Source organism: Alteromonas sp. 5NW40-0090, assembly GCF_057552975.1.
Map to the genome: position 1 here is coordinate 106,962 of NZ_BAAJLT010000010.1, position 13,218 is coordinate 120,179.

8 protein-coding genes are annotated in these 13,218 nt (G+C 44.1%); 5 read left to right on the forward strand and 3 right to left on the reverse strand.

Features of this window, described 5'->3' with window-relative positions:
• Nucleotides 1-5 precede the first annotated feature (5 nt).
• From AC27KT_RS13735 to AC27KT_RS13745, 3 genes are all read right to left on the reverse strand, one after another.
• On the reverse strand, nucleotides 6-2,294 hold the full coding sequence (locus AC27KT_RS13735) for a polysaccharide lyase 6 family protein (RefSeq protein ID WP_487130830.1): 2,289 nt from the start codon (nucleotides 2,292-2,294) through the stop codon (nucleotides 6-8).
• 52 nt (nucleotides 2,295-2,346) lie between these two features.
• A complete protein-coding gene (locus AC27KT_RS13740; protein ID WP_039224712.1) occupies nucleotides 2,347-3,225 on the reverse strand; it encodes an NAD(P)-dependent oxidoreductase in 879 nt (292 codons plus the stop codon).
• 391 nt (nucleotides 3,226-3,616) lie between these two features.
• Entirely contained in the window at nucleotides 3,617-6,571 is a 2,955-nt protein-coding gene (locus tag AC27KT_RS13745; protein ID WP_487130832.1) for a TonB-dependent receptor, read from the reverse strand.
• Between the two features lie 492 nt (nucleotides 6,572-7,063).
• Here AC27KT_RS13745 and AC27KT_RS13750 point away from each other — a divergent pair, with 492 nt between their 5' ends.
• The 5 genes from AC27KT_RS13750 to leuD all read left to right on the forward strand — a co-directional run bounded on the left by AC27KT_RS13750 (nucleotide 7,064) and on the right by leuD (nucleotide 12,914).
• Complete coding sequence (locus AC27KT_RS13750; protein WP_487130834.1) at nucleotides 7,064-7,786, forward strand: hypothetical protein; 723 nt, start codon at nucleotides 7,064-7,066, stop codon at nucleotides 7,784-7,786.
• Nucleotides 7,787-8,237: 451 nt separating this feature from the next.
• Complete coding sequence (leuA, locus tag AC27KT_RS13755; protein ID WP_487130836.1) at nucleotides 8,238-9,797, forward strand: 2-isopropylmalate synthase; 1,560 nt, start codon at nucleotides 8,238-8,240, stop codon at nucleotides 9,795-9,797.
• Nucleotides 9,798-10,895: a 3-isopropylmalate dehydrogenase gene (leuB, locus tag AC27KT_RS13760; protein ID WP_049585949.1), complete on the forward strand. Its 1,098-nt coding sequence runs from the start codon at nucleotides 9,798-9,800 to the stop codon at nucleotides 10,893-10,895.
• Nucleotides 10,896-10,904: 9 nt separating this feature from the next.
• Entirely contained in the window at nucleotides 10,905-12,305 is a 1,401-nt protein-coding gene (gene leuC, locus AC27KT_RS13765) for a 3-isopropylmalate dehydratase large subunit (protein ID WP_061094370.1), read from the forward strand.
• Nucleotides 12,306-12,308: 3 nt separating this feature from the next.
• Nucleotides 12,309-12,914 carry a 3-isopropylmalate dehydratase small subunit gene (leuD, locus tag AC27KT_RS13770; RefSeq protein WP_487130839.1) on the forward strand — a complete coding sequence of 202 codons (606 nt, stop codon included), beginning with the start codon at nucleotides 12,309-12,311 and terminating at the stop codon, nucleotides 12,912-12,914.
• Nucleotides 12,915-13,218 lie beyond the last annotated feature (304 nt).

A 13,218-nucleotide genomic window follows, 5' to 3' on the forward strand; every position in this document is an offset into this window, starting at 1 on the left:
GCCCATTACCTCTTGTTCGCTTTCGTGGAAACATTGTCATTCAAGACCGCAGTATGCGGACCAGGTGCAAACAGCTCTTTAATCATTGGCATAGGTGTATTTAGGAACGTATTGTTTGTTATTGCGGTAATTGGCTCACCAACGGTGTGATAAACCACAACAGGCTCAGACTCATTAAAGTCATTATTACTTAGCGTTGAAACTTGCACGCCATGAAGATAAACGCTGGCACTTTGCTCATTGCGTTTGCCACTGCCTACCTTAGTTAACACGTTGTCCTGCATGTCTAAGTGCGGTCCAAAGGTACTTTCATCGGTACCGCCTCGGTAGAGATTTACAACGCTACCACTTATGTTGCTAAACGTGTTGTTGGTTATGCTGACATATTCAGCGTTATAAATACCGTAGTCCTCTATCTCTTTATCAAGACTTAAAACATGGCCAGTAATATCGTTAAAACTATTTTTCGAGAGTGATATGTCATCGGCAAACGCGCCTTTGCCAGACGTAAAGAAGTTAAACGAATGGTTGATATCGAGACGCTCGATATCACAGTTTTCTACGTTCAAAACATAATTGTTGAGCATGCCCCATTTTTTCGTTCTTACAACGCTATTGCCAAAAGCGTCTGGGCTGTCTTTCCCTGAAAGCACTAAACCTTCAAGCTTCAAATTTCCATTATCATGTATTTCGAACAAGGCGGAGCGTTCGAACGACAGCGTTGTCGCTTTGGGGACTTGTGCAGTTACCATTATTGTCTTATCGATAATAAGAACACTGGGCACAACGATTGTGCCAGGTGCGATTGTAATAACATCTCCGTCACTGGCATTTTCTAGTGCTGTCATAAATTCAGCAGCATCAGCACTTACGCTAATTGTTTTACCTGCAGCGAAGTTCACTTCAGGTACTATTTTGGGGTACCAGCTTACGCCGACGTCACTTTTTGATACGACGTTCATGTCAGAAACAACACCAACATCTTTTGTTTCTGCGCCTTTTACCTCAGGCTCGTTTAACTTAGCGACGTTAAGCCCATTCTCACCCTTAACAAGGGGTAGCGATGCAGTAGTAAAACCTTCGCTAAGTTCTTTTATCATTTTGGTATTAGCGACATTGTTAGCGAATGTAATGCCGCTCACATCATCAAATAATGTAAAAGGTTGGTTTAGCGAAGCATTGTAAATAAGGTTATTGGCAAACAATGAGTTTATAGGTGCCGCGCTTCTCTCTTCATCGCTTCCAGCACCAAGTTGGATATGTGACACGTTAATGAATGAGTTATTTGTGATTTGCGCGTTATTAACCTGATGATAACGATTGATAGGCGAGTCAGGCACACCATTCATAACCGTAAAACCACTACCAAAGCGATAGCCCGTTAGCCCCTCCAAGTAGTTATTGGTTATCACTTGGCCTTCATTGATAACGCGAATTCCGCCGGTATGGTCCACGCCATTGCCTAAAAACACATTATCTTCAACGCGATTATTATTACCGTGTCTGAGGGTTAGGGTGCCTTTGGCGGATAGGAAAACGTTTCCTTTCAGCAGGTTCTCACCAGACTTAACAGAAATAATTTCAACTTCGCCATTAGTTTGTTCGAATATGTTATTGATAACCTGAGTATTTGAATTACTCAGTGAGTAATGACTTGTACCTATCCTTAACGTCTCTCCACCGTTTGAACCGAATACAGGGCGATAACCGAAGTAGTTATGATCAATACTGTGATAGTTTTCTTGATGTGCTTCGCCGTTTAGTCGAACGGCAACAGTCACCCCTTTGTTGCGCTTACCCGTTAGATGATTATGGTCGAACCGGTTGTGCTTACCATAAAGTGCAACCCAATAATCTGATTCTTGGCGGTCCGGATTACTGTACTCATCAATGACTACTTCACTTACTCGTGAATAATTAGCTGGCGTTTGTGCATCTTTCCTAAACGCGATAACAGCGCTGCTAGGGGTATATCCGTCTTTGAATACCAAACCCGATACTTCTAAATACTGCCCAGCTAATTTTAAGTTAGAACGACCAGACAGAATAACCTTACCTTTAGTTTGCGCAGTCAGCGTAATGGGCTTTTCAACGCTACCCTGCCCTACTAGTAAAATTTCAAAGTCTTGATAAACACCGTTTTGTAAAATTACGTCGTCACCCGCCTTAAGAGACGATGCTATTGCGTTGTATTCATCTGGTGAGCTAACGGTATATTGTTTAGCGCCCGCGTTTGACGAAATAGCGCTAATAACAATAAACACAACTAACCACTTAATAAATTGCACTTGCATAAAATACCTGCCTTTTGATCACTTTAAGGGCGATGACGACGTAGTCGATACGTTACTTAGTCAGCGTTTTAAAGTACTCGAAAATCTCAGGTACATTACCTTGGCTTAAACCCGCATCAACCGCGGCGTTCAAATTGGCAGACGAGCCTTCCGCTATTTTAGATTCGGTACCTAGGTCTTCAACCATCTTCAAAAAGTAGCCCAAGTCTTTGTTAGCGTTAGCAATTGAAAAACCTAGATCACTAACGTTATCAACCGCATAATTTTTACAGAATTGCATGAAGGGGGAACTTGAAGGCCCTGTAGACATAATGTCGAACAGCTGCTGCTTATCTACGCCTGCCTTCTCTGCTACAGCGAATGCTTGTGACATGGCACAAACTGTGGTCATACCCATGAAGTTGTTAATTAGCTTAGTTGTGTGGCCGGAACCTAAAGCGCCTAAATAAAAGACATTTTCACCTTGGTCTTCAAGCACACCTTTTACCTTGTTAAAGGTATCGATATCACCTGCCGCCATGATGTTTAACAGGCCATCTTTTGCGTGTGCAGGTGTTCTTCCAAGAGGCGCGTCAATCATACCTACGCCCTTCTTCGCCAAGTCTGCGCCAATTTTCTTAGTAGATGCTGGGATTGATGTCCCAAAATCTACTAATACAGACCCCTCCTGCAAACCTTCTAACACGCCATTTTCAGCATAGATAACTTTTTCTACTATTTCTGAGGTGGTGAGACACAACATCACGATGTCTGAAGCTTCAGCAAGTGCCTTACCAGTTTTCGCTGTTTTTGCGCCGCGTTCTACACATTTATCCACAGCAGCTTTATTTAAGTCCATTACGGTAACGGCGTAGCCTTTGTTTTGAAGGTTTTCTACCATATTGCCGCCCATGAGGCCTAAACCGATAAAACCAATGGTTGGTTTGGACATGACTGTCTCCTAATGACGATATTCGTTGCATTGTCCGAAGTTGCTTTTCGAACTAAAAATAAAATGAATAGTGCTTTGTAATGGCATTTCGCTTTCAGATCTTGCCAATTCAAGCCTATCATCACGTTATTATTAACTTACCAATTTGTCAACCAATTAATAGAATAAAAGAAAACCTGTAATACCAATAAGCATAAAAGTTCAACCGCAATAGATTCAGAAAACATAGCGTAAAAATTTAAGCGATCTGAATGTGGTATATTTAGCGATTGTGGTTTACCTGAATAACTTTTAGTTTTGATTTAATATTTTGACTGGCAAAACCAAATTGACTGGCAGTGATGGCATCTGAAAAATTAACGTCCAGACACCACACCACCATATTGCGATGTTAGAAGCGATAGTTCGCACCAAGAGTGATTCTTCTGTCAGTCAGACCTTGGAAGCACAGAAGCGCACCTTCGTTAACACAGTACTGCTCTACCTCAGACTCCGTGATATTTACAGCCTCAACGCCAACGTTAAGGTTTTCGTTAACATCGTAAGTCACACTTGCATTCAACTGACCACGGTCAGCCTGAACAGCTGGGAAACCCCACGGGAAGCTAGACGTACTTCCGAAGTCATCTGTACGGTAGGCTTCACGCCACGTGTAGCGCATGCGAGCAGATAGACCAAACTTCTCGTAATAAAGCGTAATGTTGTAGGCATTTTCAGAAAGATTTAACAGACCCTGAACCGCACTAACCTCTTGATCGTTTCCTGTGGTTGCTGCGAAAACTTGGCCAGCTCGGCTTGTCGCGATGTTTTCAGCTTCACCACCGTCGAACTCCTGAATAGTGTAGTTAGCAAGCACGCCAAAACCTGAAGCCCAACCTAGCTCGCTTTCAAAACCAGATAGGTCATATTGAACAGCAAATTCAATACCTTTCTGGGTTGTTTCACCTGTATCGTTAATTTTAGTTTCTGTGCCCACACAAACGCCTGTGCCAAGATTTGGACCAAATACGTTGATATCTGCTATTGGATTGAAGATACCACCACCTTCACAAGGGTCTGTTAGGTCTCGATACCCTGTTACTGGATCTTCTGCTGCACTCACAATTTGATCTACGAATAGATCTTTTCGAGTTTTGTGGAAAATCCCTACACTAATAACGCTGGCTTCAGCAAAGTACCACTCAGCTGCTAGGTCATAAGAAATTACTTCTTCAGGCGTTAGGTTAGGGTTTCCAATAGCCACATTTGGGTTAGGACTTGTGCTGAAGGTTACCGATGTCGAAAGGTCGTTAAAATTAGGTCGACGAATGTCTTTGCCAGCACCAAACCTTAGTACAATGTCATCCGTAACATCTGCAACTAGATTGAAACGAGGAAGGATAAAGTCGTAATCGCCGTTGTTAGTAACGCGTGAAACAAGCTCATCACCATTTTCATCAACCGTTACTGAGTTGCCTACAGAAGTTACGTCTGTTTGTAAGTAGCGAACACCGAAGTTACCGCGGAACATTTCGTATTCAAAATTTGCTTGTGCGTATAAAGCGTGAGTTTCCTCTTCAATATCAAAGAAGCCCGTTGAACTTGATGTTGGTTCATCTAATGTTTCGCCAGAACCATGAGTTTCTAGCGCTTGTTGAAGTGCAGCTAAAACAGCATCGGGATTAGACGATACTTGTTCGGGATCTATAAGAAGAAAATCAGCCACATAGAGCTCACGCCCATCAGCATCGTTAAAGTTGTCAGGACCAGCGACTAAAAGCTCGCTAAATAAACTACCTCTCGGGCTATCTTCCATAGACCGAAGATTTACATTATTTCCTATCTCTTCACGCTTACTACCTGATTTGTTGTAGCGATAACCAAAATCAACGGACGTAACCATAGTGTCGACGTAATACGTGAAATCGACGCGGAAAGCATCTTCGAAGTTTTCAGTAGTGTCACGACCAATGTTTACATCACGCAGCACAACGTTGTTTGGGTCAAGTAATTGCTCTGCCGTTGGCGCGTATTCTGCTCCATCAGCAATACCGAACGTTAATGCACCACCAGATAAGTCATATGCGAAAGGCACTGCATTATCGTTTGCGCCACCAGCATCTAAAGGCGCATTTGGGTTGATAAAGTTAAGCGTTGTATTAAAACTCGGTGTGGTAGTATCTGATGATGTTGAGGCAACCTCCGCAAACACGCTCCACTTTTCGCCCTGCCACTCTCCCCCTAAGCGGAAAATCTCGCTTTTCGTTACACGAGAGTTAGTATCACTAGAAAAGCGTAAGTTAGGATCGTCATCGTCATTTTCCAGATCAACTGGAATAACTCCGCGAAGCGCCGCTTGAATTGAGCCCAAGTTTGTACCACCCAATGAACCAAAGTTAATGGTTTCAAATTCATCAGGCACTGACACATCGTTAAGCGCACTCACCCCAGACGCTTGCACCCGCGAACTTTCTTGTAAACGCTCTTGGTCGTTAATGATTGCGTCAAAAAAGAACTTAGTATTATCGTTCGGGGCCCACTCTATAGTGCCCACTAGATTTTTAGTTTCGTACTCGAAGTTGTCGTAGTCTTGAACAAAAAACTGAATTGGCAAAAAGTCAAAAGACTGAGCGCTCGCTACGCCACTATCCGACGTAATGATATTATCTCTATCAGCACGAGGTCGAAACGCGGTTACGTCTTGTTCAGCATAGCTTCCGCTTATAACAATACCAATGGTGCCGTGATCGGTATCCCAGTTATCACCAAACGTACCCGAGATACGAGGTTGAAAGTTGCTATCAGTGGTTAAACTACTGTTCTCGCCTTGCACACGAAACGCTGCTAACTGCTCATTAAGCTGTAAAGGACGAATAGTTTTAAGGTTAATCGTACCGCCTACAGAGCCTTCAATCGTTTTCGCGTCTGGCGATTTAGTCACTTCTAAGCCAGCAATAATAGCCGCTGAAACATCTTCAAAATCGATACCGCTTCGACCTGCGCCTGAACCGACAGTTGAAACCCCGTTTATTTCGGTGCGGTTGGCATCAGTACCACGAATCTGCACGCCTGTCCCCACGCCAGCTTCACGGGTAATCTGGATACCAGTAATATTTTCCAATACTTCCGCTAAGTTTTGGTCAGGTAGCTTACCAATATCTTCAGCTTCGATAACTTCAACAAGATTATTCTTGAAGCGTTTTTCATTCATCGCGCTAGCGAGTGACGCTCGGATACCAGATACCTCAATTACCTCTACATCTTCATTTAACTCTTGCTGAGATTCCTGCGCGTTTGTAGTTGCGGTAAGGCTTAGTGTCGTAGCCGAAAGTACCGCAAGCGTTATTTTAGATAATTTGTGTGCCATGTGTGTTTTCCTCTTAAGGATTGAGGAATGTCTAATCACTCATTCCTTACCGCTTAATTGATCTGCAACTTACCTGCCTTGTAAATTTACCTCACACCTACTTTACAAGGATGTTACAAACAGTAGATCAATTCCACATATTGGTCAACAACAAAAATAACAATTGGTCTTAACATCATCACAACAACACCTTACCAATATCAAATTATTTTTTAATAATTTGATATTGTCAAGGTCATAAAAATAAAGTAAGTCATTATTTAACAATGACTTAATTATTTATCACTTATATGGAAATTGGTAATTTAAATTTTTCACCCTCACCTTTGCGCATAAAAAAATTGGTAATATAAATCATCATGAAATGAGTAATCGCTAAAGCCTCAAACTTGCTAAACAAAAAGCAATACCAGCTTTTAAAGCGCCTATATGGCACTTATTACCGTTTCTTGATACGGTTATTCAATAATCAAAAATTTGTGCAGATAAGTGATGACAGCAGAGAAACCTTCTTCTCGATCTCAAGCAGGCTTTTTTAGCGAATCGGGAGAGTTAGGCGGAAGCCACCCTCAATTCAATGAAATATGTACTGCTCTGTATGAAAGAGAAATCGTCTCTCTAGCTCATAGCGAGATAAAAAACCTATCGCTGCTAAAGCGTCGAATGGGCGGGCTTCCTTATCACGTGAAAGCTATTGCTCGATATATGATTAGTAATGGCATCGCAAACAATCCATCCCCGCTAAAAACAGATACCCATAATGGAAGTTGGTATGCCAAGCAATCTGCAAAGTGCCCCGGCATTAATCATTTAGACGATGTAGAAAAGCGAGAAGCGTGGTATAGAAAAAACGCTAGGTATGGTCTTGTTGTACCTGTTTTAATTTTAAATATGGAAGGCTCTCACATTGAGCTTGATTCCATTGATATGGTAAATCAAGACAATACCCAGCTCCATCTGAACAAAAATGGATGGTTTGCTAATACAGGGGAGTGCATTTCTTCAACTCCACTACGCGATGAAATGGAAGCGGCCACGGCACTCTCAGTTCAAAACAAAATACTACTGCGGCCTTCAAAAACGATAATGACTGCTGCATGCTGTGGTCACGCATGGAGCTTTAAATCCAAGCGTTCACCACGTGCCTTATCCCTTCGCGAAATGCGCTTATCTACTCAAATCAACTGGAAGAACTTTACGCTGCTTAATAGGTAACAAAGCCTTAGAAAGAATAAAAACCCAGCATATTCGCATAAAAAACCAAAATCTCTTTTGCACGCCCATCGCCAAATTTAGTACAAACATCCTAAACAACATCATATATAGTAAATTAACCCCCTCATAAATGACTGTAGTTACTGATCACGTTGCTCTCAGGCCAAGAGGGTTAGGACACATATCCTAAATAATTAAAAGGAAGCATTTATACACGAAAAATATACTCATTATTGTAAACAATGGTTGACCTCTTCATGCCACATGGGTACATTGTCGCTATCAACTTGGTCAGCAAAGAAACAATAGCACATGCGTACTCGTTTCATTCTTCTATCTCTACTCCTTATGGCAGCCAGACTGCACGGGTAGATTGCGACCAGCGATTTAATTTCACAAAAACCCGTGCCAAGCACGGGTTTTTTTTTAACTATTCAACTGAGAGAGCGTCATGACAAATCAAGTGAAGATCTTTGATACCACATTGCGAGATGGTGAGCAGGCCTTACCTGCAAGCCTAAGTGCCAAAGAGAAGTTACAGATTGCACTGGCGCTCGAACGGTTAGGCGTTGATATCATTGAGGCAGGCTTTCCCGTATCGTCACCGGGCGACTTCCGTTCCGTACAAATGATTGCAAAGGAGGTGAAGAACTCCATTGTTTGCGGGCTATCTCGTGCATTGCCAGGTGATATCGACGCGTGTGGACAAGCATTGAGTGTCGCAGAACAGTTCCGAATTCACACTTTTATTGCGACTTCTGAAATTCACGTAGGCGCCAAACTTCGCAAGTCTCAAGACGAAATTGTCGATATGGCGGTAAAAGCAGTAAAACACGCCAGACAATATACGGATGATGTAGAGTTTTCCTGTGAAGATGCGGGGCGTACCCATATTGATTACCTATGCCGAATGGTTGAAGCCGCTATTAGCGCTGGCGCGACGACGGTGAATATTCCGGACACCGTAGGCTACACAACACCTACAGAGTTTGGCGGTATTATTCAGCAATTGTTTAATCGCGTTCCAAATATCGATAAAGCAACCATTTCAGTACATTGTCACAACGACTTGGGCTTAGCGGTAGCAAATTCATTAGCAGCTGTTGAGCAAGGTGCCAGACAGGTTGAATGTACGATAAACGGTATTGGCGAGCGTGCTGGTAATGCTTCACTTGAAGAAATTGCTATGATCTTGCAAACCCGTAAGAACATGTTGGGCTTTGAAACTAACATTAATTCTACCGAAATATCGCGCACATCTAAGCTAGTCAGCCAGCTTTGTAATATGCCTGTTCAAGCCAACAAAGCCATTGTTGGCGCGAATGCGTTTAGCCATTCATCTGGTATTCACCAAGACGGTGTCTTAAAAGCGCAAAATACCTATGAAATTATGACCCCAGAAAGTGTGGGTATTAATAAGAACAACCTAAACTTAACGTCACGCTCTGGCCGTCATGTGATTAAACATCGCTTAACCGAACTTGGCTATAAAACCGAAGACTATGACTTAGAAGCGGTGTATGACGCCTTCTTAAAGTTAGCGGATAAAAAAGGCCAAGTATACGATTACGACCTTGAAGCCTTGTTGTTCTTCGATAAGCAAAAGCACGACCAAGCACACTTCCAGTTGCTTTATCTTCAAGCTAATTCAGGGCGTGAAATCATTCCAAGTGCTACCGTTAAGATGAAAGTGGGCACTGAAGAGATTACCCAGTCTAGTATTGGAAACGGCCCGGTAGATGCGGCTTATAAGGCCATCATGTCTATACTAGGTCACGAAGATTTAGAAGTTGTCGACTTTAAATTAGATTCAAAAGGTGAAGGTGCCGACGCTTTGGCGCAAGTGAGCGTTATCGCTACATATAAAGGCCGTCGTTTCCATGGAATCGGCTTGGCTACAGATATTGTGGAAGCCGGCGTTAAAGCCCTTATCTTTGTATTAAACAACACATATTTAGCCGATCAAATTGATCAGCAAAAAAATCAACAAGAACGCGTTGCAGGAGTATAAATGAGCCAGTATTCAATTGCCGTATTAGCCGGAGACGGTATCGGCCCAGAAGTTATGCAGGAAGCCAATAAGGTTTTAGATGCTGTTGAAAAGAAGTTTAACGTCACCCTAAACCGCACTGCATATCCTGTGGGTGGCTACGCCATTGATACTGAAGGCGAAGCGCTACCCTCGAAAACGCTATTGGGCTGTGAGCAAGCCGATGCAATTTTGTTTGGCAGTATCGGTGGCCCTAAGTGGGACACCTTGCCGTTAGAACAACGTCCAGAACGCGCCGCACTGCTTACCCTTCGCAGTCATTTCGACTTGTTCAGTAACTTACGTCCTGCTCGTATTTACCCGGGACTTGAAAGCCTGTCTCCCCTTCGTGAAGATATTGCCAAATCTGGCGTAGATGTTTTGGTAGTGCGCGAGTTAACCAGCGGTATCTACTTTGGTCAGCCGAAGGGCCGAGAAGGTGAAGGCGAAGAAGAATTCGCGTATGACACTATGCGCTACAGTAAACGTGAAATTCGCCGTATTGCTATTGCAGCGTTTGAAGCAGCACAGAAGCGTCGCGGCAAAGTGACGTCGGTGGACAAAGCTAACGTACTGGTAACCAGTCGTTTATGGCGTGAAATTGCTGAAGAAGTAGCAAAAGACTATCCAGATGTAGAGCTTGATCACATCTATATCGACAATGCCACTATGCAGATTATGAAGAACCCAGCGCAGTTCGATGTAATGCTATGTTCCAACTTATTTGGCGATATCGTTTCTGATGAATGCGCTATGATGACAGGCTCTATGGGCTTGTTGCCATCGGCAAGCATGAACGAAGATGGCTTTGGCCTTTATGAGCCAGCAGGCGGTTCAGCCCCAGATATTGCTGGTCAGGGCATTGCTAACCCTATCGCACAAATTTTATCAGCCGCCATGATGCTGCGTTTTAGCATGAACTTGAATGATGCTGCTGACGCTATTGAAAAAGCAGTCGTAGCGACCCTAGAAGCAGGTGTACTTACAGGCGAGTTATTACCTGCAGATAAACGCAGCCAAGCGGCAAGCACGTCGCAAGTAGGCGATGAAATCGTTAAACAATTAATGGCGCAGGAGTAAAACAACCTCATGGCCAAGACCTTATATGACAAAGTGTGGCAAGCCCACATTATTGACCAAATCGGTGAAGACAGCTTAATTTATATCGACCGTCACCTGATTCACGAAGTGACCTCACCTCAGGCATTTGCTGGCCTTAATGAGAAAGGCCGTAAAGTACGACGTCCTGATCGCACGGTTGGCACTATGGATCACAGTATCTCAACCCGTTCACTGGCCATTGATGCATGTGGCCCGGCAAATGCGCTTCAGCTACAAACCTTGGCAAAAAACTGTGAAGAACACGGCATTCAGCTATTTCCAGTGGGTCACCAAAAGCAAGGTATTGTGCACGTAATGGGCCCGGAATTAGGTTTAATTCAGCCAGGCATGACGGTGGTGTGCGGTGACTCACACACTGCGACTCACGGTGCATTTGGTGCGCTGGCCTTTGGTATTGGTACCTCTCAGGTAGAGCACGTACTGGCCACACAAACGTTGAAACAAAGCCGCGCGAAAAGCATGCTTATCAACGTAAATGGCAAGCTTCCTGTCGGTATTACCGCAAAAGACATCATTCTTGCCATTATCGGCAAAATTGGCCACGCTGGCGCTACTGGCCATGTTATCGAATACGCAGGTGAAGCTATCCGCGGTTTGAGCATGGAAGAGCGCATGACGGTGTGTAACATGAGTATTGAAGCTGGCGCAAAAGCTGGCCTTGTTGCACCAGACGAGAAAACCTTCGCCTACCTTGAAGGCCGCGAATACGCACCTAAAGGCCAGGACTGGGAAGACGCCGTCGCTTATTGGAAAACCCTTTATACCGAAGAGGGCGCAACCTTTGACACTGTGGTTGAACTTGAAGCGGCAGATATCGCTCCTCAGGTTACGTGGGGCACTAACCCAGGCCAGGTTATTGGCGTAAACACACCGGTACCTGCCCCTGAAGACTTCAGTGACCCGATTGAAAAAGAGAGCGCAGTAAAGGCGCTTGAGTATATGGGATTAAAACCCGGTGAAAAGCTTGCCGACGTTGCAGTAAACCACGTATTTATCGGCTCATGTACCAACGGTCGTATTGAAGATATGCGCGCAGCGGCACAAATCGCCAAGCGCGGTAAAGTCGCCGATTCAGTTACCGCGATTGTCGTTCCGGGGTCTGGTAATGTTAAGCGCCAAGCTGAAGCAGAAGGCTTAGATAAAATCTTTATCGATGCTGGCTTTGAGTGGCGGTTGCCAGGTTGCTCTATGTGCCTTGGTATGAATGACGACAAGCTAGTGGCAGGCGATAGATGTGCCTCTACCAGTAACCGCAACTTTGAAGGCCGTCAAGGCCGTGGTGCGCGCACTCACTTAGTAAGCCCAGCAATGGCTGCCGCTGCTGCAATTACCGGTCGCTTTGCTGACGTTAGAGATTATCAGGAGTAAGTTATGTCTGAACAAGGTTTTACACAACACACAGGCATTGCTGCGCCGCTTGATCAGGCCAATGTCGATACCGACCAAATTATTCCAAAGCAGTTTCTAACCGGCGTAACGCGTGCTGGCTACGGCAAGCATTTGTTTCACGACTGGCGCTACTTGGACTTAGAAGAGAAAGAGCCAAACCCAGCGTTCGCGCTGAATAAGCCTGAGCACAAAGGTGCGAGTTTGTTGCTAGCTCGCGAAAACTTTGGTTGTGGATCAAGCCGGGAACACGCGCCCTGGGCACTTGCCGACTTTGGGTTTAAAACGGTTATTGCCACCAGCTTTGCTGATATTTTTTACGGCAACTGCATTAATAATCAGCTAGTGCCAGTGGCATTATCAAGCGAGCAAATGGACGCTTTGTTTTCTGCAGTGAAGTCAGACCCAGCAACTAAGATCACCGTTGATCTTCCAGCGCAAACGGTAAGTTTTAACGATACAAGCTTCAGCTTCGATATTGCTGAGCATCACAAAAACAACCTAATTAAAGGCTTAGATGCTATCGGTCAAACGCTTGAACTCACAAGTGCTATAGAAGCCTTCGAAGATAAACAGCCCACATGGTTGTAAAAGCGTGGGGCTTTAGCGCTTAACAAAGCCCTAGCATGACACATGGGTGCTGTCGCGAGATGGCCCCCTTTTTATTTCTCTCCTCCAAGCCTCGAACCTAGCTCCCCATCAAGATGCCTATTACCGTTGGGTATAGAGAATATCCGTTCGCCTGATTTGAACTATAAGCAACTTCTCGGCACATTTACACGTCACACGTTCTCTTGCGAATTCGTTAATCCTATACACGCGGACTCTAGCTATACTAAAGGCTAATAAACTCCTCACTTTTTTCACTGGAATATCGTACTATTCATTCCTATTG